23 protein-coding genes and 1 tRNA gene are annotated in these 21,562 nt (G+C 32.6%); 16 read left to right on the top strand and 8 right to left on the bottom strand.

The window, feature by feature from the left end:
- Positions 1-187 precede the first annotated feature (187 nt).
- Positions 188-592 carry an acyl-CoA thioesterase gene (locus tag NLG42_RS24380; RefSeq protein WP_089052871.1) on the top strand — a complete coding sequence of 135 codons (405 nt, stop codon included), beginning with the start codon at positions 188-190 and terminating at the stop codon, positions 590-592.
- A 31-nt stretch (positions 593-623) separates the two neighbouring features.
- On the opposite strand, the gene NLG42_RS24375 is transcribed toward NLG42_RS24380, so the two are convergent.
- The 3 genes from NLG42_RS24375 to ribD form a co-directional block, all read right to left on the bottom strand.
- Positions 624-1,256, bottom strand: a complete 633-nt coding sequence (locus NLG42_RS24375; protein ID WP_099719639.1) for an IMPACT family protein — start codon at positions 1,254-1,256, stop codon at positions 624-626.
- A gap of 100 nt (positions 1,257-1,356) precedes the next feature.
- Complete coding sequence (locus NLG42_RS24370; RefSeq protein WP_257682671.1) at positions 1,357-1,959, bottom strand: HAD family hydrolase; 603 nt, start codon at positions 1,957-1,959, stop codon at positions 1,357-1,359.
- Positions 1,952-3,001 carry a bifunctional diaminohydroxyphosphoribosylaminopyrimidine deaminase/5-amino-6-(5-phosphoribosylamino)uracil reductase RibD gene (gene ribD / locus NLG42_RS24365; protein WP_089059440.1) on the bottom strand — a complete coding sequence of 350 codons (1,050 nt, stop codon included), beginning with the start codon at positions 2,999-3,001 and terminating at the stop codon, positions 1,952-1,954. The genes NLG42_RS24370 and ribD overlap by 8 nt, the downstream gene beginning before the upstream one ends.
- Before the next feature lie 108 nt (positions 3,002-3,109).
- On the opposite strand from ribD, the gene NLG42_RS24360 reads away from it, so the two are divergent.
- The 3 genes from NLG42_RS24360 to prmC are packed head-to-tail and all read left to right on the top strand — an operon-like array spanning position 3,110 to position 5,294.
- Complete coding sequence (locus NLG42_RS24360) at positions 3,110-3,595, top strand: GNAT family N-acetyltransferase (protein ID WP_099719531.1); 486 nt, start codon at positions 3,110-3,112, stop codon at positions 3,593-3,595.
- A gap of 4 nt (positions 3,596-3,599) precedes the next feature.
- Positions 3,600-4,406 carry a hypothetical protein gene (locus NLG42_RS24355; protein ID WP_257682670.1) on the top strand — a complete coding sequence of 269 codons (807 nt, stop codon included), beginning with the start codon at positions 3,600-3,602 and terminating at the stop codon, positions 4,404-4,406.
- Positions 4,407-4,439: 33 nt separating this feature from the next.
- Positions 4,440-5,294, top strand: a complete 855-nt coding sequence (gene prmC / locus NLG42_RS24350) for a peptide chain release factor N(5)-glutamine methyltransferase (RefSeq protein ID WP_257682669.1) — start codon at positions 4,440-4,442, stop codon at positions 5,292-5,294.
- A 62-nt stretch (positions 5,295-5,356) separates the two neighbouring features.
- Here the strand turns inward: prmC and NLG42_RS24345 are convergent, their stop codons facing one another.
- Complete coding sequence (locus NLG42_RS24345) at positions 5,357-6,601, bottom strand: ABC transporter permease (protein ID WP_089059444.1); 1,245 nt, start codon at positions 6,599-6,601, stop codon at positions 5,357-5,359.
- Between the two features lie 246 nt (positions 6,602-6,847).
- Here NLG42_RS24345 and hisS point away from each other — a divergent pair, with 246 nt between their 5' ends.
- From hisS to NLG42_RS24290, 11 genes are all read left to right on the top strand, one after another.
- Positions 6,848-8,275, top strand: a complete 1,428-nt coding sequence (gene hisS / locus NLG42_RS24340; protein WP_089059445.1) for a histidine--tRNA ligase — start codon at positions 6,848-6,850, stop codon at positions 8,273-8,275.
- A gap of 149 nt (positions 8,276-8,424) precedes the next feature.
- Positions 8,425-8,495, top strand: a tRNA-Trp gene (locus NLG42_RS24335).
- Positions 8,496-8,862: 367 nt separating this feature from the next.
- The gene (locus NLG42_RS24330; RefSeq protein WP_089059446.1) at positions 8,863-9,441 is read left to right on the top strand and encodes a nucleotide exchange factor GrpE; all 579 of its coding nucleotides are present in this window, start codon (positions 8,863-8,865) and stop codon (positions 9,439-9,441) included.
- A gap of 67 nt (positions 9,442-9,508) precedes the next feature.
- Complete coding sequence (gene dnaJ, locus NLG42_RS24325) at positions 9,509-10,618, top strand: molecular chaperone DnaJ (protein WP_089052880.1); 1,110 nt, start codon at positions 9,509-9,511, stop codon at positions 10,616-10,618.
- 161 nt (positions 10,619-10,779) lie between these two features.
- Entirely contained in the window at positions 10,780-11,709 is a 930-nt protein-coding gene (locus NLG42_RS24320) for an ABC transporter ATP-binding protein (protein ID WP_089059451.1), read from the top strand.
- Positions 11,710-11,764: 55 nt separating this feature from the next.
- Positions 11,765-13,081: an ABC transporter permease gene (locus NLG42_RS24315; protein WP_099719528.1), complete on the top strand. Its 1,317-nt coding sequence runs from the start codon at positions 11,765-11,767 to the stop codon at positions 13,079-13,081.
- A gap of 198 nt (positions 13,082-13,279) precedes the next feature.
- The gene (locus NLG42_RS24310) at positions 13,280-14,443 is read left to right on the top strand and encodes a sigma-54-dependent transcriptional regulator (protein ID WP_089056288.1); all 1,164 of its coding nucleotides are present in this window, start codon (positions 13,280-13,282) and stop codon (positions 14,441-14,443) included.
- A gap of 100 nt (positions 14,444-14,543) precedes the next feature.
- On the top strand, positions 14,544-15,209 hold the full coding sequence (locus tag NLG42_RS24305) for a DEAD/DEAH box helicase (protein WP_089056287.1): 666 nt from the start codon (positions 14,544-14,546) through the stop codon (positions 15,207-15,209).
- Positions 15,210-15,240: 31 nt separating this feature from the next.
- Positions 15,241-15,459 (top strand): putative signal transducing protein, encoded by a 219-nt coding sequence (locus tag NLG42_RS24300; protein WP_257682668.1) that lies wholly within the window; start codon positions 15,241-15,243, stop codon positions 15,457-15,459.
- Positions 15,460-15,521: 62 nt separating this feature from the next.
- Positions 15,522-16,325 (top strand): Cof-type HAD-IIB family hydrolase, encoded by an 804-nt coding sequence (locus NLG42_RS24295; protein WP_257682667.1) that lies wholly within the window; start codon positions 15,522-15,524, stop codon positions 16,323-16,325.
- Between the two features lie 6 nt (positions 16,326-16,331).
- Positions 16,332-16,859, top strand: a complete 528-nt coding sequence (locus NLG42_RS24290) for a GNAT family N-acetyltransferase (protein WP_257682666.1) — start codon at positions 16,332-16,334, stop codon at positions 16,857-16,859.
- Positions 16,860-16,965: 106 nt separating this feature from the next.
- Here NLG42_RS24290 and NLG42_RS24285 read toward each other — a convergent pair whose 3' ends face one another.
- Positions 16,966-17,484 (bottom strand): hypothetical protein, encoded by a 519-nt coding sequence (locus NLG42_RS24285; RefSeq protein ID WP_089053087.1) that lies wholly within the window; start codon positions 17,482-17,484, stop codon positions 16,966-16,968.
- Between the two features lie 489 nt (positions 17,485-17,973).
- On the opposite strand from NLG42_RS24285, the gene mtaB reads away from it, so the two are divergent.
- Entirely contained in the window at positions 17,974-19,308 is a 1,335-nt protein-coding gene (gene mtaB / locus NLG42_RS24280) for a tRNA (N(6)-L-threonylcarbamoyladenosine(37)-C(2))-methylthiotransferase MtaB (RefSeq protein WP_089056283.1), read from the top strand.
- A 213-nt stretch (positions 19,309-19,521) separates the two neighbouring features.
- Here the strand turns inward: mtaB and NLG42_RS24275 are convergent, their stop codons facing one another.
- The 3 genes from NLG42_RS24275 to NLG42_RS24265 form a co-directional block, all read right to left on the bottom strand.
- Positions 19,522-20,031 (bottom strand): hypothetical protein, encoded by a 510-nt coding sequence (locus NLG42_RS24275; RefSeq protein WP_089056282.1) that lies wholly within the window; start codon positions 20,029-20,031, stop codon positions 19,522-19,524.
- A gap of 98 nt (positions 20,032-20,129) precedes the next feature.
- Positions 20,130-20,846: a 3-ketoacyl-ACP reductase gene (locus NLG42_RS24270; RefSeq protein ID WP_089056281.1), complete on the bottom strand. Its 717-nt coding sequence runs from the start codon at positions 20,844-20,846 to the stop codon at positions 20,130-20,132.
- 113 nt (positions 20,847-20,959) lie between these two features.
- Positions 20,960-21,547 carry an LURP-one-related/scramblase family protein gene (locus NLG42_RS24265; RefSeq protein ID WP_089056280.1) on the bottom strand — a complete coding sequence of 196 codons (588 nt, stop codon included), beginning with the start codon at positions 21,545-21,547 and terminating at the stop codon, positions 20,960-20,962.
- Positions 21,548-21,562 lie beyond the last annotated feature (15 nt).

Genomic DNA, 21,562 nt, shown 5'->3' with positions numbered 1-21,562 from the left:
AAATTCAGATAAGTTTTTTTATTATTGATAAAGATTCTCCTAATAAAAATGGAGCAATTTTATTCCGTATTTCGGGATAACAAATATGTGAACAAATTTCTGTAAAAAAAAATATTTTGGGGTCTAATTTTATAAAAAAATGTTGTAAGGACGTTTTTGAAAGTTAATTTTTTTTAATCTGTAAATAATGAAAAATCATCAAACGCAAGTGCGTGTTCGTTACTCTGAAACTGACCAAATGGGGGTTGTTTATCACGGAAATTATGTGCCGTATTTTGAAATAGGACGCGTCGAATGGCTTAGAAACAAAGGGATTTCGTATGCAAGCATGGAAGAAAGCGGAATTGGTCTGCCAATTGTTTCGATGCAGATTAATTATAAAAAATCTGCGCGTTATGATGAGCTTTTAACAATTCATACCACCTTCAAAAGTCAGTCTTCTGTTAAGATTGAATTCGACTGCGCAATTTATAATGAGTCAAATGAGTTATTAACAACAGCAGTGTTTATTTTAGTATTTATTTCGTTAAAATCGGGTCGTCCAACTGCGCCTCCAAATTACATTTTAGAATTATTTAAAACACTTGAATAATTGTTAAAATGAGATACGTTTTAATGTTAATTTATATAATTTTAATATCGATTTCAAACATTAAATCAAAAATGTCGAATACTGATTCGGCATTTTTTTTTCGCGTTTTGGTGATTATTTTGCCTATTGGAAGTCCTGAATCTTCATCCATTTCCATTTCTTGAGAAGTAATTTCGAGTTTCTTTTCCTTTATAACCCGCATTACTTTGTTCATGTTTTTGTAATCAAACGAAATTAAAAAATGAACATCGATTGTTTTTTCGATAATCTCACAAACTTCTAATGTCATTTGTGCCGTTGTTCGATAAGCGGCAATTAACCCGCCAACACCTAATTTAGTGCCTCCAAAAATACGAACTACAACTATAAGAACGTTGGTTACCCCAAAAGATTGTATCTGACCATAAATGGGTGCGCCGGCTGTATTACTCGGTTCCCCGTCATCATTTGCCCGATAGGAAATTTTTGGAGCCGTGCCCAATTGATAAGCATAACAATAATGTACAGCGTGCGGATGAAGTTTTCGTAAATTCTCAATTATTGGTTTTACTTCCTCCTCGTTTTCTATAGGAAAAGCGTAACCAAAGAATTTACTGCCTTTTTCCTTAAAAAGCACTTCTTCAGATTCAATTGCTATGGTTTGATAAGTATCGCTGTATTCCAAAATTAAAATTCTAAATTGAGTTTTTTTGCCACAGATTAAAAAGATTCTCACAGATTTTTGCAAATCGAAAAAAAACTTTTAATCTGTGGTTAATGTATTTTTATAATATCTCTTTGTTAAATAAATCAACAACATCTTCTTTTCCAACTTGTAGATTCCAAACTTTAATTCCTAAAGTTGCGGCACTGTTTGTGTTTTCTGTTTTGTCGTCGATAAACAAAGTGTTTTCCGGAACTAGATTATGTTTGTCAAGTAAAACTTGATAAATTTTTGGGTCTGGTTTTCTCAATCCCATTTCAAAAGAAAAATAAACTTTCTCAAAACAATTGTAAAAATCAGTATAAAATGGTGCGCCGCTTTTTTTCTCGAAAGTCGCAATATGAATAGAATCAGTATTGCTTAATAAAAACAAGCGATATTTTTTTGCGAGCTCTTTTAGAAAGTCTAATCGATATGAAGGAAAATCAGCCAAAACGGCATTCCAAGCTTCTAGAATTTCTTCAATGCTTGCATTTGGAAGTTGTTTTTGAAATCCAGTTACAAAATCATCATACGAAATATCTCCAGTTTCAAATAATAGATTTAAACGATCAAGATCAGCATTCCATTCTTTTAATCCTAATTTTTGTAATCCTGAAATAGTTCCTTGTTTGTTTAGATTGATAAAAATATCACCAAAGTCAAAAATTATAGTATCAATCATGATTTCTTACATATATTAATTCGTCGTTCTGAATATGAGTTTTCGCTTCGTTCTTCTTTTTAAGTTCTGGTGCTTTCGTACCTTTTTCAAACGTATTCTTTCCAATAAAAATTCTGGCTTCGTCCCAAATATTTTTATCAATAAAAGATTGCAGCGTTTGTTTTCCGCCTTCAATAATTATAGATTGAATTTGATGCTGATGTAAAACCGATAAAATATTTTCAATCGAATTATTATCAAACTCAATCTTTTCAAAAAGTGTATTTTCAGTCGAAATATTATTTTCTGATTTTGTTAGAACAATAGTTTTTACACTGTCATCAAAAATAAAACTGTCTTTTGAAATTCGGTTATTTTGATCTAAAATCACGCGAACAGGATTGTTTCCAGACCAATCTCTGACATTTAATTTCGGATTGTCATCTATAACAGTTTGTGTGCCAACTAAAATTGCCTGTTCTTCACTGCGCCATTTATGAACTAATTGACGGGAATATTTATTAGTAATCCAAACCGGTTTACGTTCCTGATTAATTTCTTTTTCAGGAGCTAAATATCCGTCCAGACTTTCTGCCCATTTTAGTATAATATAAGGCCTCTTTTTTTGATGAAAAGTAAAAAAGCGTTTATTGAGTTCATTGCACTCGTCTTCCAAAACTCCTACAGTAACATTTGCGCCGGCTTCAAGAAGTTTTCTGATTCCGTTTCCAGCTACTTTTTCATTTGGATCGACCGTTCCTACGACAACATTCGGGATCTTATTTTCGATAATTAAATCACAGCACGGAGGTGTTTTTCCAAAATGACTGCAAGGTTCTAAGCTAACATAAATTGTAGCTTTTTTTAAAAGCGATTTGTCTTTTACAGAACGCACAGCATTTACTTCAGCATGTGGTTCGCCTGCTTTTTTGTGCCAGCCTTCCCCGATAATTTTATCATTATAGACAATTACACTTCCAACCATTGGGTTTGGATACGTTGTTCCGAAGCCATTTTTGGCTAGTTCAATGCAGCGTCTTATGTATTTTTCATGTATATTCACCCTGCAAAAGTAGTTATTTTTGAGTTTAGTCTCAATAATGGTTCAGATTCGATTAGTGATCAAAAAAACTATTTTACATTTACAATAGGTTAGAATAATACAAAGAAAATGAATAATTGGATTATAAGAAGAATTGAAAATAAAGACAATCAGGCGGTTGCGAAATTAATAAGATCGGTTTTTGATGAAATGGAAATTCCAAAAGTGGGCACTGCATACGAAGATCCCTATTTAGATTTAATGTTTGAAGAATACAGTAAGCCAAATTCGGTTTATTTTGTAGTTGAAAACGAAGGTGAGATTTTAGGCTGCGCAGGAATTGCTCCATTAGAAAATAGTGATCCAAAGATTTGTGAATTACAAAAGATGTATTTTTTGCCTGAAACACGCGGTTTAGGAATTGGAAGCATAATGATGGAGAAATGTTTAGAGCAGGCAAGAAATTTTGGTTTTGAAAAATGTTATATTGAAACAATGCCTTTTATGCACGCCGCTCAAAAATTATATAAAAAATCAGGTTTCGAATATTTAGATGCGCCATTAGGTTCTACTGGGCACGATTCTTGCCCTGTATGGATGTTGAAAAAATTATAAGTTTATGAAAAAAAGTGTTTTTGGTTTTCTTTTGATTTCAATTTTATTTTCTTGTAAAAATACTAAAGAAGAAAAATCAGGAAAAAATACTGTAATAGCAAAAGACACCGTAATTGTAGCTGGTGAAAGTAAAAACGCAGCATCAGAAGAAGAATTTAAAAATGAATTTGATATTTTGATACCACAAAGCTATCGAACTTATGATAATCAGAATCCTGTAAAAGCTTTAAATGAGAAATGGATTGAGTTGTATCAGGAAAATGATGAGTATTTTTTAGGAAAATCAAATTTTAAAATTGAAAAAGGATACAGCGAATGTTCAGGTGATTCTGTTCTCTCAATTTTGCCTAAAAAGAAAGTTTTGTTATTGATGGATTATCCTGAATTGAAAACAGGGAAAGTAAAAACAGTAAAAATTGAAGAAGATAAAATCTGGCCTAAAGAAAAGTTGAATTTTACTTTTGGGAATCTTAATTATACTTTACGTGGAGAAGGAAAAGTTCTTTCTGAAGAGCAAGTGAGTACTGACGATGATAAAATAGAGATTTTTAAGAAAGTAGAAGATTATAAACTGTATTTAACCGTTGGGAATAATCCAGAAAAACTGCTTTTAACTGAAATGTCGTTTAATGACACGTTTGTAGAATTGCTTTTTGCAGGAGATATTGATGGAGATGGAAAGCTTGATTTTGTTTTTGGGGCAAACAGAAATTACGAGGAAGAACGAGTGATTTTGTTTCTTTCCTCAAAAGCTGAAAATGGAGATTCAGTGAAGAAAGTTTCTGAAACAGCAGTACAGTTTGACTGCTAATTAAAAAGATTATCTAATAAGAGATATATAAAAATGAAAATTAAACAATACCGGACTCAATTTATAAAAGAATTATCGCCTTTTTATGATGCATACGAAGCGGAGAGTTTTTTCTATTTGATTTTAGAAGACAAACATAAATTAAGGCAAATAGATTTGGCGTTAAATCATGATTTGACTTTTAGTGAAGCTGATTTTACAGTATGGAATTCGATATTGGAAGAATTAAAAAAAGAAGTTCCAATTCAGTATTTACTCGGAAAAACACATTTTTATGGTTTGGATTTTGAAGTAAATGAAAATGTATTGATTCCAAGACCAGAAACTGAAGAATTGGTCGAATGGATTATCAATGAAAATAAAGCAATTGATAAAAAGAAAAAGGTTAAAATTCTAGATATAGGAACAGGAAGCGGATGTATAGCAATTTCATTGGCTAAAAATTTACCAAATGCGGAAGTTTATGCAATCGATGTTTCGAAAAAAGCACTTGAAACTGCTAAGAGAAATGCAATAAGCAATAATGTTGAAATAATTTTTATGCTTAAGAATGTTCTGGAGTTAGAAATTTTGAAATCAAATTATGATATAATTGTTTCCAATCCGCCTTATGTTCGCAATTTAGAAAAAGAAGAAATCAAGAAGAATGTTCTTGATTATGAACCGCATTTGGCACTTTTTGTTGAAGATAACGATGCGTTGATTTTTTATCGAAAAATTGCTTCTTTAGCTCAAAAGAATCTGCTGGAAAACGGTCAACTGTATTTTGAAATTAACCAATATCTTGGAAAAGAAATGACGGTTTTATTGGAGGAAATGAATTTTAAAAATATCGAATTGCGAAAAGATATTTATGATAACGATCGTATGATTAAAGGGAATATTTAAGTGTTCAGTAAATAGAGTATTCTAAAGCGTTTTCAATGAACTGAACACTGAATACTAAGGAATTATTCGTATCGAAGTGCTTCAATTGGATCTAGTTTTGAAGCTTTAATTGCAGGATATAATCCGGAAACAATTGCAACCATAAAACTGGTTGCGAAAGCAGCAAAAATCGCCATCCACGGAATTACAAATGCGAAGTTCATTGCGGCAGCAAAAGCAAAACCTACCAAGATTCCTAAAACAATACCAACTAAACCGCCAATTTGTCCTATTAATAAGGTTTCAATGAAAAACTGAACCGAAATGGTAACTTTTGTAGCACCCAGAGCTTTTCTAACTCCAATTTCACGAGTGCGTTCAGTTACAGAAACAATCATGATATTCATCAAAGCAATTGAAGAACCTAGAATAGTAATGATACTTATAATCCACGAAGCCCATCCTAAATATTTTGTGATTCCTAAAATTCGATTAATTAAATCATCACTTCGTCCGATTCCGAAATTATTATCTTGTACTGGACTTAATTTGCGAACTCTGCGCATAACACTTGTTGCATCATCAACAGCTTGATCTAAAAGTTCTTTTTTAGATACCATCACACTCATCGTATAATTAATATTGGGAGCCGTAAATAAAGATCTCGCTACTTGAATAGGAATTAGAACTCGTAAATCCTGACTGTTTCCAAAAGTAGATCCTTTTTCTTTTAAAACTCCAATTACCTTAAAACGAGCGCCTCGTATTGAAATAACTTTGTCAATTGGGTTGACATCTTTCAATAAACCTTTTTCAAAATCAGAACCAACAATACAGGTATAAGTATTATTGTCGATATCAAATTGATTAAAAGATCTTCCTAAAGTTGTTTCTAAACCAGAATTTGAAATATAATGTTCGTCGATACCAATAATCGAAATTTCAGGATCAGTTTTAGTATCCTGAAATTTTACTTCTGCTTTTGATGTGGCAGTAAATGAAAGAGAAGTTTCGGTAAAAGGATATTTGTATTTGTTTTTGAATGCAACAGCTTCTGGATAGGAAATAATTGGATTAATAACTTCACGTTCCTTTCCACCACGATTTCGAACCGTATTTGCATACTGTTTGATGTTGAATGTATTAGCGCCCATTGAAGCGAAATTGGTCGAAACAGTATTCTCGAGTGCTGTCACAACAGTAAGAATTCCAACTAAAGCAGTGATTCCGATAGCAATAATTAATACGGTAAGAATGGTTCGCAATAATTGTGTTTTGATAGAACCAAAAGCAATTCGGATATTTTCTTTAAATAATTTTAGCATCATGACCAATTTGTCACGAAAATACGTTTTTTGTTACAAGTTTGTTTTCGAACTCGTATTATTTATTTTAAAAAGTAAGATATTTGCAAACTTAATTAAGTCGAAAGTTGGAAAGTTATAAAGTCGAAAGTCTAATGAGCCAACAACCTAAAAAGAAAATCTAGAAATAAATTAATTTTAAAGTTTTTAGATTTTAGATCTCAAAGAAATCTAAAATCTAAAATCAACAATCTAAAATATTAAATCAAAATGGCTTCAAAACCAAGTATTCCACAAGGGACAAGAGATTTTTCGCCTGCAGAGGTGTCAAAACGTCAATATATAATTCAGACGATAAAAAATAATTTTGAAAAATTTGGTTTTCAGCCAATTGAAACTCCTTCGTTTGAAAATTCAGATACCTTGATGGGAAAGTATGGAGAAGAAGGTGACCGCTTGATTTTTAAAATTTTGAACTCTGGGAATTTTTTCTTCAATAAAAATAAAATTGAATTGCCAGAATCTATAGAATCGCTGCAAGTTAATTCGGCAGAAACTATCGATCTTAATCAAAGAATCGAGCTGAATAAATTTACAGGAAAAATTTCTGAAAAAGCACTTCGTTACGATCTAACAGTTCCATTTGCGAGATACGTTGTCCAGCACCAAAACGAAATTGAGTTTCCTTTTAAAAGATATCAAATTCAACCCGTTTGGAGAGCTGACCGCCCGCAAAGAGGTCGTTACAGAGAATTCTATCAATGTGATGCCGATGTTGTTGGTTCAAAATCACTTTGGCAAGAAGTAGAATTGGTTCAATTATATGACACTGTTTTTACCTCTTTAGGATTGGAAGGTGTAACCATTAAAATCAATAATAGAAAAATATTATCTGGAATTGCTGAGGTAATTGGTGCGTCTGATAAATTAATAGATTTTACAGTTGCTCTTGATAAATTGGATAAAATTGGTGAAGACGGTGTAAAGAAAGAAATGATCGAAAAAGGTATTTCTGAAGAAGCGTTGGTAAAAGTACAGCCGCTTTTTAGCTTTACTGGAACATTTGCAGATAAAATTAAACAGCTTTCAGAATTATTAGCCTCATCTGAAGAAGGAACAAAAGGAGTTGAGGAGCTTAAATTTATTTGTGACAATGTGGCAACTTTAGGTTTGTCTACAGCAATTTTAGATCTTGATGTGACACTTGCTCGTGGTTTAAATTATTATACAGGAGCTATTTTTGAAGTTGCGGCACCAAAAACTGTTTCAATGGGTTCGATTGGCGGCGGTGGAAGATACGACGATTTGACGGGTATTTTTGGATTGAAAAACATGAGCGGTGTTGGAATTTCTTTTGGATTGGATAGAATTTATTTGGTTTTAGAAGAACTGCAGTTGTTTCCAGAAACTGTTGCAGCGACTTCAAAAGCATTGTTTATCAATTACGGAGATAATGAGGCTTTGTATGCTTCAAAAGCCATTCAAAAATTAAGAAAAGAAAATATAAAAGTAGAATTATATCCTGACAATGTAAAAGTGGGTAAACAGTTTCAGTATGCTGATAAGCGTTTGATTCCGTTTGCAGTGATTGCAGGAGATCAAGAAATAGCTTCAAATTCTTATGCTCTTAAAAATTTAGTGACAGGAGAGCAGATTTCTGTAGATTTCGAAGGATTAAAAAATGCTTTGCTGGGTTAATGCTTAACCATAAAGAGCACAGGAGGTTATGTGTTATTTACGAGGATTTTGCTTTGTATTGCTGGGATTAAAAGGAATTTCTTTTTAAATCTCTTCGTAAAATAGTTGCTGGTAAAGAAAAAAAACTTTTAATTTGCCGACCTTAAGTTACGGGCGTAGTTCAAGGGTAGAATAGCGGTCTCCAAAACCGTTGATGGGGGTTCGAATCCCTCCGCCCGTGCAAAAAAAATATTCTAAATAACAGTAGTTATTAATTATTTATCAGAAGCTTCGAGAAGTTAAAGGTAAAAGCATAAAAAAAAGCTTCGTCTCTCTATAAGGCGAAGCTTTTTTTAATATAAGGTAAACTTGAATTAATAATTATTTATGAGGCCGAAGCCAACCCTTAAATTCAATTTTGATAGGTAATAATTTAGTTTCCAATTTTGAACTCAAATTTAGCGTAAACTAAAACGTAATAGTCTTAAAATTATACTAAATTTTAATTGAAGGATTCGGTTTTTAAAACTCTCATAACTAATAAAGTGACAATTTGACATTTTATAAGATTTGGCAGTACTTTTGCAATCCAACAGAAAGAATAAAAAATGAAGTTTAAAAATATTTTTAAAAATAAAAGTAATATGACTACGGAAAATACAGAATTCGATCAGGAATTAGATGATGTAACGTTAGAGAACAATGCCAACGGTGAGCAGTTAATTGTTGAAGAATTAAGTGTTGAAGAGCAATTGGCTCAAGACTTGGCAAAAGAAAAAGATAAGTTTTTGAGATTATTTGCCGAATTTGAAAATTACAAAAAAAGAACTTCAAAGGAGCGTATCGACTTATTCAAAACGGCAAATCAAGACGTTTTGCAGGCAATGCTTCCTGTTTTAGATGATTTTGACAGAGCAACTGTAGAGATCAATAAATCTGACGATGAAAATTTGAAAAAAGGAGTTGAGTTGATTCATGAAAAATTGAAAAATACTTTAATTTCTAAAGGTTTAGAGCAAGTTGATATTAAAGCAGGTGATGCGTTTAATGCAGATGTTGCTGAAGCAATTACTCAAATTCCAGCTCCTTCGGATAAATTAAAAGGCAAAATTGTTGATGTTATTGAAAAAGGATACAAATTAGGAGACAAGATTATTCGTTTTCCTAAAGTTGTTGTTGGAAACTAAAATGCAAATAAAAATTTCAAATGTTTTTTTGCATTTGGTATTTTAAAATTTGGAATTTAACCTAATTATGAAAAAAGATTTTTACGAAATACTAGGCATTTCTAAGAGTGCTGATGCTGCCGAAATAAAAAAAGCGTACAGAAAAAGTGCGTTGAAATATCACCCGGATAAAAATCCAGGCGACAAAGAGGCAGAAGAAAACTTTAAATTAGCGGCAGAAGCTTACGAAGTATTAAGCGATCCTAACAAAAAAGCGAAATACGACCAATACGGACATCAAGCTTTTGATGGTTCAGGCGGATTTGGCGGCGGCCACGGTGGTATGAATATGGATGACATTTTCAGCCAGTTTGGTGATATTTTTGGAGGTGGATTTGGTGGTTTCGGAGGCGGAGGCGGTGGTCCTCGTCGTGCTAAAGGAAGTAATCTTCGAATTAAAGTGAAACTTACTTTAGAAGAGATTGCAAATGGTGTTGAGAAAAAAGTAAAAGTAAAACGTAAAGTTCAAGCTAAAGGGGTAACGTATAAAACTTGTACGACTTGTAATGGTCAAGGTCAGGTAATGCGTGTTACAAATACCATTTTAGGAAGAATGCAGTCAGCGTCAACTTGTCCTACTTGTGGAGGTTCAGGTCAAATTTTAGATAAAAAACCTTCTGAAGCAGATGCACAAGGAATGGTGGTAGAAGACGAAACAGTTTCTATCAAAATTCCAGCTGGTGTTGTTGACGGAATGCAGTTGAAAGTTTCTAACAAAGGAAATGATGCGCCAGGAAATAGTATTCCAGGAGATTTAATCGTTGCCATTGAAGAGTTAGAACACGAATTCTTGAAACGCGAAGGCGAGAACATACATTACGATTTATATATTAGTTTTCCAGAAGCTGTTTTAGGAGCTTCAAAAGACATCGAAGCAATTAACGGAAAAGTTCGTATTAAATTGGAAGAAGGAATTCAATCTGGAAAAATCTTAAGATTAAAAGGAAAAGGAATTCCAAGTATAAACGGTTACGGAAGTGGTGATTTATTAGTTCACGTAAACGTTTGGACTCCAAAAACATTAAATAAAGAGCAAAAACAATTCTTTGAGAAAGCTCTAAATGATGAACATTTTGTACCAAGCCCGGAAAAATCAGAGAAATCGTTTTTCGAGAAAGTAAAAGATATGTTCTCATAAGCAGTACTTTTTTTGAAGATGCACATAAAATCAAAACCCATTCTAAACATAAATAGAATGGGTTTTTTGCGTATTATAATGTAGATTCCGTGTGAATTATTTACTTTTACAGACTGTTGGCAAAAATAAAAAAGCCACTAAAAGAAAACCTAAAAAATAAAATGAGCAACTTACTCGAAGTACATAAAGTCGTAAAACAATATGGCAATTATGTAGCGCTTAACGAAGTTTCATTAAATGTGCCAAAAGGCAGTATTTATGGACTTTTAGGTCCAAATGGAGCTGGAAAAACTTCCCTGATCAGAATCATCAATCAAATTACAATGCCAGACAGCGGCGAAGTAATTTTAGATGGTGAAAAATTACAGCCAAAACACGTTCAAACAATTGGATATCTTCCTGAAGAAAGAGGATTATACAGTTCGATGAAAGTTGGAGAGCAGTGTTTGTATCTGGCGCAAATGAAAGGACTTTCTAAAGCCGAAGCAAAAAAACAGCTGGATTATTGGTTCGATCGTTTAGGTATTCAAGGTTGGTGGAACAAGAAAATTCAAGAACTCTCAAAAGGAATGGCACAAAAAATTCAGTTTGTAGTTTGTGTTTTGCATAAACCAAAATTGCTGATTTTTGACGAACCTTTCTCGGGTTTTGACCCAGTAAATGCCAATATTATAAAAGATGAAATTTTAGCATTAAAAGAACAAGGTTCAACTATTATTTTCTCGACACACCGAATGGAAAGCGTTGAGGAGCTTTGTGATCATATAGCTTTAATTCATAAATCGAATAAATTGATCGAAGGAAAAGTAAGCGACGTAAAACGCCAGTTTAAAACCAATAGTTTTGAAGTTGGAATTTTGACAGACAATGTCGAAGGTTTGATGTACGATATTACACAGAAATTTACCGTTTCGCCAGCGAATTTTAAATCTTTAAATGACGATTTGAAATTAAATATCCAAATTGGAAATTCAGCTCCAAATGAATTATTGAATGTGCTGACACAACGCGGACAAGTGACGCACTTTGTAGAAAAAATTCCAAGTGTAAACGATATTTTTATTCAAACAGTTACCGAAAATAAGTTTTAGATTTTAGAGTGAAGAACTAAAATTTAAATCAACAATCTAAAATCTAAAATTAAATATGAGTATCATCTCGTTGATTATAAAAAGAGAATTCATTGCAAAAGTTCGCAATAAATCTTTTGTTGTCATGACTTTTTTGAGTCCGCTTTTGTTTGTAGCGATAGCTGTTTTTATTGGTTATTTAAGTTCAATGAAAGCAGAAACAAAGCGTATTGCAATTCATGACGAAACCGGACTTTTTGCTGCTGATTTTTTAAAAGAGAATAAAAAAGGAGCTGAATTTAAATATTTTAATTTATCTGAAATTGAGGTAAAAGCTTTAAAAGACAGTATTACAAAAGAAAATTTCAGCGGTTTAATCGTTATTCCAAAAACAGCTGATATTAAAGATTTAGAAAGTAAAATTGAATTTATTTCAAATAATAGTCCAAGTATTTCTTTTGTAGAAAATACTCAGGATATAATTGGAAATAAAATTACCAAACTAAATCTTGAAAAAGCAAAACTGGATACTTTGGCAATTCAAAAAGCGCAGTCAGATGTAAATATTCATTTGATTAAAGCATCAGGAGAAGAGAGTTTAAAAGGCTTGAACGAAATAAAAATTGCAATTGGAGGCGCTTTTGGTTATTTGATTATGATGTTTATTATCATTTACGGAAACATGGTAATGCGAAGTGTAATCGAAGAAAAAACCAATCGAATTATCGAAATCATCATTTCATCGGTAAAACCATTTCAGTTAATGATTGGTAAAATTGTTGGAACTTCATTAGCAGGAATTCTGCAGTTTATGATTTGGGCAATTATTGGTTTAGGTTTAATGTTTGCTGCTTCGACATTTTTTGGTGTTAACGTTGGCCCAACGGCTAGAATTTCGCCAGAATTAATGCAATCAGCACAGCATCAACTTTCAGGTTCAGCGCAAATGTATATTGCCGAATTATGGAATCTGCCAATTGCCAGTATTATAATTGGGTTTGTAGTATATTTTATAGGAGGTTATTTTCTGTACAGTTCATTCTATGCGGCAATTGGAGCAGCAGTTGACAATCAAACCGATTCACAGCAGTTTTTACTTCCAATTTTAATGCCTCTTATTTTAAGTGTTTATATTGGATTTTTTACAGTTGTAAATGATCCGCACGGGACTGTTGCGGTCGCATTTTCAATGATTCCGCTTACGTCGCCAATTGTCATGCTAATGCGTATTCCGTTTGGCGTGCCGTGGTGGCAAATTGCAATTTCGGTATCATTATTGTTTGCTACATTTTTCCTTGTTGTCTGGTTCGCCGCAAAAATTTATCGTGTAGGTATTTTAATGTACGGCAAAAAACCAACTTGGAAGGAATTGTATAAGTGGCTTAAGTACTAGTTTTTGAAAGTTGCAAAGTTACAGAGAGACAAAGGTTCAAAGGTTTTTTGAAATTTTGTAACTTTAGAATTAAAAACTTAAAAAACGTACTAGCATAAAAGATAGATTACTAATAACAGGTTAACAAGGAACTATAGCAGCAAAGATTTTAAACTTTGTCTCTCTATACCTTTGCAACTTTGAACCTTAGAAGAAAAAATGAGTAAAATACTAATTATCGAAGACGAAGCAGCAATCAGAAGAGTTTTGGTAAAAATATTATCAGAAGAAAATGATTCGTATCAAGTTGATGAAGCTGAAGATGGAGTTGCAGGTCTTGAAAAAATAAAAAACAACGATTACGATTTGGTTCTGTGTGATATTAAAATGCCAAAAATGGATGGTGTTGAGGTTTTAGAAGAAGCAAAAAAAATAAAACCAGAAATTCCGATGGTTATGATCTCAGGTCATGGCGATATGGAAACGGCGATTCATACAATGCGTTTAGGAGCTTTTGATTACATTTCAAAACCGCCAGATTTGAATCGTTTGCTAAATACAGTTCGAAATGCTTTAGATAAAAAACAATTAGTTGTTGAGAATAAAATTCTAAAGAAAAAAGTCAGTAAGAATTATGAAATGATAGGCGAGAGCGAATCAATTAATCATATTAAAGTGATGATTGATAAAGTAGCTCCAACAGAAGCCAGAGTTTTAATTACTGGTCCAAACGGAACAGGTAAAGAATTAGTCGCACATCAATTGCATGAAAAAAGTGAGCGATCTAATTACCCTTTAATCGAAGTTAACTGTGCTGCAATTCCGAGCGAATTGATCGAAAGTGAATTGTTCGGACACGTAAAAGGTGCTTTTACATCGGCGGTTAAAGATCGTGCTGGAAAGTTTGAAGCTGCTGATAAAGGAACTATTTTCTTAGATGAAATTGGTGATATGAGTCTTTCGGCGCAAGCCAAAGTTTTGCGCGCACTTCAGGAAAATATGATTACTAGAGTCGGGGCAGAAAAGGATATTAAAGTTGATGTTCGTGTGGTTGCTGCAACCAATAAAGATTTGAAAACAGAAATTGCCGAAGGTCGTTTCCGTGAAGATTTATACCATCGTTTGGCAGTTATATTAATAAAAGTACCGCCATTAAATGAAAGACGTGACGATATACCAGCTTTGATAACACATTTTGCAGAAAAAATTGCTTCAGAGCAGGGAAATTCTGTAAAAGGATTTTCGGCGCAAGCCATAAAATTATTGCAAGAATACGATTGGACAGGAAATATTCGTGAGCTTCGAAATGTAGTCGAAAGATTGATTATTTTAGGAGGAAACGAAATTTCTGAAAATGATGTTAAAATGTTTGCAAGCAAATAGGAGCTTCGCGAAATAGGCTACAAGCTTTACGCTTTTGGCTGTTAAAATTATAAATAATTTTTGCTTACGGCGTATAGCTTAAAGCTTAAAGCATAAAAAAATGAAACTAAAAAAAATAAACGAGAAATTACAGGACGCCCTAATTGAAAATGGTTTAACAGAAGCAAATGCTTTACAGCAGGAAACTTTTTCGACTATAAAAAGTGGTGCGGATTGTTTAATTGTTTCTCCGGAAGGAAGTGGTAAAACAACTACGATTGTATTGAATGTTATTCAGCAATTGGCAGGAAAAACCGAAGAATCGCCTCGTGCTTTGATTATTGTTGAAGATAAAGAAAAGGTTCTTGCAATGGAAGAGCTTTTTGAAAAGTATGGAAAATATACTAATCTTGAGGTTTACGGTGTACACGATAAAGGTGACATGGATTACGATAAAAATTATATTTCTACGGGAATTGATGTTTTAATTGGAACACCAAATAAATTAAGCGACATGTTTTCGACGGCAGGTTACAATGTAAACCGTTTAAAAATGTTTATTCTTGACGATGCAGATCCTATTTTGAAATTACGTCATGAAACTAAAATAATGCGTATTTCAAACAGCATTGCAAAAACACAGCGTATAGTTTTTGCTGAAACTTTGACAGAACGTATCGAGATTCTGACAGATAAAATGCTGTTAGAACCTTATTTTTTTGATATGGATGAAGAAGGTGAAGAAGAATTGGATGAGGACGAAGAAGATATTGAAGAGGAAGAATAGTCAGAAATTAGAATTAAAAAAATAAAGTGTTATGGGATTAATGAAGGTGTATTCAGGAAGTGAAGTTTTAGCAATTGCTTTACAAGGAAAATTAGAAGAAGCAGGTGTAGAAACAGTTAAAAAAGATAATATTCAATCGTCTCGTTTAGGAGGTTTCCCTCGTACAGATCTTGCTGTTGAGATTTTTATTCAAGAAACAGATTTTGCAAAAGCGAATCCAGTTATCGAAAATTTCAGAATGAGTATTTAAAAGAAGTCTTCAGTCACAATGGAAATAGAAAACGGAGACTGAGCGCTGAAAACAAAAAAAGTATGCAATACAAAATGTTAGTTCTCGACATGGATGATACCTTGTTGACAGATGATCATAAAATATCAGGTTTAAATAAAAAAGTACTTTTACAAGCTCAGGCAAAAGGTGTTTATGTCGTTTTGGCTTCTGGAAGACCAACTTCTGCAATGACTTCTTATGCTAAGGAATTAGAACTAGATTTGAATGATTCCTATATAATTTCGTTTAATGGTGCTATTATAAGTCAGGCAAAAGATGATCACGTTTTATTTGAACAGAAATTGACTGTTGAACAAATTCACGATTTGTATGATTACAGTGTGAAAACGAAAACGCATATCATAACCTATTTGGATGATGAAATTATAAGCGAAACAGATTCTGAATATATTGAAGTTGAAAAGGAAATTACACGAATGGCGCATCGCAAAGTGGCAAACTTTAAAGATTACATTGATCGACCAGCTGTAAAATGTATTTTACTAGAAAATCCAGCCTATTTAAAATCTGTGGAAAATGATTTAATTGAAGCAATGCCGCATTTGAGTGTTTCGATGTCTAAACCGTTTTTTTTAGAAGCAGCACAGCAAGGAATTGATAAAGCTGCTAGTTTAAAACTTTTGGCCGAAAAGCTGAATATTCATCAAAGTGAAATTATTGCGGTTGGAAATGCAGGAAATGATTTAACAATGATTGAATACGCTGGTTTAGGTGTTTGGGTCGATAATGTTACGCCTGAATTACGTGATAGAGCAAACGTAATTGTGGCTTCAAATAATAATGATGGTGTTGCCGAAGTAGTACAAAAATATATTCTAAATTAATTTTTTATGAAAAAACCAATCGAAACTGATCGTTTGCTATTGCGTGAGGTAATTATTTCAGATGTTGATGGAATGTTCGAATTAGACTCTAATCCGAATGTTCATATTTACATCGGAAATAAACCTGTTACTGCCATTGAACAAAGTGCGGCATACATCGAAAATCTTCAGCAGCAATATAAAGATTTTGGAACTGGACGCTGGGCAGTAATTCTAAAAGAAACAAATGAGTTTTTAGGTTGGTCCGGAATTAAATTTATTACCGATGAAATCAACAACCATAAAAATTTCTATGAAATTGGTTATCGCTTTATAGAGAAACATTGGGGAAAAGGATATGCAACTGAAGCTGGAAAAGCTTTTATAGATTATGCTTTTAATGATTTAAAAGCAGATGCAGTTTATGCCTATGCAGATGCTGGAAATGAGAATTCAAGAAAAACACTCGAAAAATTAGGTTTACGATATGTAAATTCTTTTGAGCATGAAGAAGAATTAGAAGTTTGGTACGAATTAAAGAATCCAAACGTATAATATTGTTCTAAGAATTGTGTCCCAAATCTTTGTAAACTCATCTCGTTTAAGATTTGCAAAGATTTGGAAAACAGCTCGAAGTTTTTATAAATACCAGAAAAGTATTTTATTTTTTAGCTACAGAAACAAAATACTTATTTCCGTCTCCCATTGTCAATTTAACACGCTCGTCGCATAAGTCAATCGCAAAGTTTGCACTTTCGTAGCAGCTGCAAGTTGTGTTTTTGTCTTTAGACATTTCAGTTTTACAGTTGTTATTTTTAAAAGTAGCCAATTGAGGTGTGTATAAACTTACCAAATCAGTTGAAGCTGTTACTAATGAAATAATACTTGCTGAGTTATTGTTTGTAATTCTGTAAACAATTCTGTCTGTATAGTTTACTTCGTTTACCGTAACTTTACGAATATAAGTATAAGCTGTAGATCCTTCGCCTGGTTCTTTTACTTCAAATTTAAATCCAACTGCACGAATAGCAATATCAAATTGAGATTGAGAATTTAAGCTCGCCCAAGTTGTTAAGGTACTGATAGACGGAAATGGATTTGCAGCAGGAGTATTAGTTTGCGCTTGCGAACTAAAGATGGTTAAGAACATTAAGCAGATTGTGGGTAAAAATGCTTTCATAATGGAATTTGTAATTTTTAATTTTTGCCTACTCTTTCTGGTTTTCGGCGTTCCCATGCTTTTTGTAACAAAACAACAACATAACGATTGAATTTCAAAATTGTTATGTTCGAATTGTTATAATATTAGTAATAACGGTCATTTATTTTAGAATCCGAATTAAATCTTGCTAAAGACTTAAACAAAGTTAAATGTAAGAAAATTTTAAGCCAATACTTGAAAAAACGCACTTTATCGATGTAATTTGCATTTAATCGATGTTTTTGTCATTTTATTCTTATTGAATCGTGATTTTGTTTTTTTAGAATTAATTATACCTGCGATTTGCGATATGGTTAATTAAGACGATTTTAAATAGACGTTTAATGCAAAATATTGATATATAGTGTATTATTGATTTCATTTTAAAGAATATTGTACGTAAATTTGCAAACTCTTTAAAAGAGACATAAATATAATATCTTACTGCTTAAAACGTAGTGTGTTCCCATGGAAAATAGAAAAAAAGTTGCCTTTTATACGCTTGGATGTAAACTGAATTTTTCAGAAACATCTACAATTGCCAGAAATTTTAATGACGAAGGATTCGACCGTGTCGATTTTGAAGAAGTTGCAGACATTTATGTAATCAATACTTGTTCAGTAACAGATAATGCCGATAAGCAGTTTAAGCAGGTAGTAAAGAAAGCAATGAAACTTAATGACAAGGCATTTGTTGCAGCCGTGGGATGTTATGCGCAGTTAAAACCTGAAGAATTAGCAAATGTTGACGGAGTTGATTTGGTTCTTGGCGCTACAGAAAAGTTTAAGATCACAGATTATATTCATGACTTAAGCAAAAATGACATGGGTGAAGTTCATTCATGCGAGATTGCTGAAGCTGATTTTTATGTTGGAAGTTATTCAATAGGAGATCGTACTCGAGCTTTCTTGAAAGTTCAAGACGGATGCGATTATAAATGTACCTATTGTACAATTCCTTTGGCAAGAGGAATTTCTAGAAGTGATGCTTTAGAAAATGTATTGCAGAACGCTAAAGAAATTTCAGCTCAAAATATTAAAGAAATTGTTTTAACCGGTGTTAATATTGGAGATTACGGAAAAGGAGAGTTTGGAAATAAAAAACACGAACATACTTTTCTAGAATTAGTTCAAGCTTTAGATAAAGTTGAAGGTATTGAACGTCTAAGAATTTCATCTATCGAGCCAAACTTGTTGAAAAATGAAACGATAGAATTTGTTTCAAAAAGCCGCACTTTTGTACCGCATTTCCATATTCCGTTACAATCAGGAAGCAATGATATCTTGAAATTAATGAAACGTCGTTATTTGCGTGAAGTGTATACAGAACGAGTGAATAAAATACGTGAAGTGATGCCTCATGCTTGTATAGGAGTAGACGTAATTGTTGGTTTTCCAGGAGAAACAGATGAGCATTTCTTAGAAACGTATCATTTCTTAAACGAAATGGATATTTCGTATTTACACGTCTTCACCTATTCTGAAAGAGATAATACAGAAGCTATAGATATGCCTGGAGTTGTTCCCGCAAATGTAAGAGCAAAAAGAAGTAAAATGCTTCGCGGTTTATCTGTAAAAAAACGTCGTGCATTTTATGAAACTCAATTAGGAACAAACAGAACAGTTCTTTTTGAAGGAGAAAATAAAGAAGGTTATATTCATGGTTTTACAGAGAATTACGTAAAAGTAAAAACACCATGGAATCCTGAATTAATAAATACGCTGCAGGAAATTAATTTAACTAAAATTGATGAAGACGGAAGTGTTCGTTTGGAGTTTGTAAATAAATTAGCGGAAGCTTAATTTTTTTAAAGTAATCCAAAGTTACCATATAGTTTGTCATTTCGACCAAAGGGAGAAATCACACTAGTGAGTCGACAAAGATTATAAATTTTTAATGTGAAATGACGAGTGTGATTTGCTTCGCCTATTCGCTATCGCTCGGGTTTCCTTCTTCAAAATGATAAAAAACAACAAAGCCCTTTATAAAAAAGGGCTTTGTTGTTTTAAAAAATCTTATTTCTGATTTTCAGGAATCACCAATTTCAAAGAATTGATATAATCGGTGTCAAATTCAATAACTCGGATTTTTTCAGGATTAAAACTTAATTCTCCGCCAAATTGACCTTTTGTATCCAAGAAATCAATTAGAAGTTCTTCATCATTTAAAGAAATTAATTTTCCTAAATAAGCTGATTTTGCTGATTTTTTAGAAATCTGAAAAATACCATGTTTATTGTTTATGAAATTTAAAATCGAATTCAAATCCCGAATCGGAATAATATCTTCGGCATTTGTTTTTAAGCCTTTTAGACGAATCACTTTTTCTGTAAAAGCCAAATCCTGATCTCTGTGAACAGCTTCGATATTTTTGTTTTTTAAAATAACAAAACCATCCAAGATATAATCAACAGGATTGTTTCGAAGCAGAATCCAGTCATCAGAATAATCAATAAGAAAACCTGTGAAAATTTCTTTTTTATCCTGAAATTCTATTGCTATTAATTGTCTTAAATATTGTTCCATTTGATTTTGTGTTAAGGCTGTTAAGAGCTTTGTCAAAGTTTTAAACTATGACAAAGCTTATCAGAGATTTTTTGAAGGTCCCAATAACAATTCGAATTTTAAGGATTCGTTGACCAAATACTGCTGCTTTTTATAAATACTCTTCGGTTTAATTTTAACTGTGCAACAACTAATTCGGCAATATCTTCAGACTGCATAACCTTTTCAGGATTTCCATCTGTTAAGTTTAAATCTTTTGCCATATCTGTTGCAACAGTACTTGGAGTCAAAGCAGTAACACGTATGTTGTGTTTTCTCATTTCATGCATAAGAGAATCAGTTAAGCCTAAAACTGCAAATTTAGAAGCACTGTATGCACTTGTTAGAGCATTACCATTTAAACCAGCAGTTGACGAGATATTAATAATATCGCCAGTTTGTCTTTCGATCATGTTTGGGATTACGGCGCGTGTTGCGTAATAAGTTCCCATTAAATTTACCTGAATAATTTTTTCAAAAGCCGAAGGTTCTAAATCAAGGAATTTTCCAAAAGAAGCAATTCCCGCGCTGTTGATTAAAATATCAATATGTTTAAACTCAGCTAAAGCTTTTTCAACGGCAGTATTTATAGAATTAATATCAGAAACATCTGCAGAAAGAGCTAAAGATTTAACACCTAAATTAGTGGTTTCATCTGCCAATTGATCAACATCGGCTTGAGTTCTTGAAACCAGAATTACGTTTACACCTTCTTTTGCCAAAGCAATTGCAATTGCTTTTCCAATTCCTTTTCCAGCTCCTGTAATAAGAGCATTTTTATTTTTTAAGCTTGTCATGATTTATTGTTTAGAAATGCTGAAAGCATCATTTTAAGTATTACAAAAATAAAGCTTTTGCAAACTAAAATGATGCTTTCAAGTATTTTCTTAATCTAAGTTTAACAACTTTGTTATTCTTTCAAAACCATGTCAATACACATTACGGCAGCAAGAATTAATTGTCTAAGTGAACTGTCTGCTGCGACATTGTCTTCGATTTGAAGCACGTAATTGTCAGCACTTGTAAAAAACTCTTTACCTAAACCAGCCCATTTTTTACTTACTTGAGCAAGTTGTTTGTTTTCGTGTGAAAATTTAAAGTCCCAACCTGTCCATTTTCCTTGTAAAGTAGCAACTGGTTTTTCATTTTTATCCATGATTTCAAATTTCCCGCCAATAGAAAAGAACTTTTGTTTGAAGGTTCCTACCAATCTATCTTTCTCATCAAATATTTCAACTGTTGAGCGAAAAACTGCAATACCTCGTTTTACCGAAATTAATTTTTCTCCAGAAGCGGTTGTAATTTCAACATTAAAAGGAGTCATTCTTTTATAATCTGTGAAACGCATCATTTTTGTGAAAAAACCAAGATTGTTCTCACGGCAATTCATCGTTATTTGATTCGTTTCAGGATTGTAAATATCATAATTGTTAGCAGCTTTAAACATTCCGACATGTTCTTTTACTAAAAATAGATTTTGGCTTAAAATTGGGTTCATACGTTTTTTAAAAAA

The organism is Flavobacterium plurextorum, from assembly GCF_024638035.1.
GTDB classification, from domain to species: Bacteria; Bacteroidota; Bacteroidia; order Flavobacteriales; family Flavobacteriaceae; genus Flavobacterium; species Flavobacterium plurextorum.
This window is presented reverse-complemented; position numbering and strand designations above follow the sequence as displayed.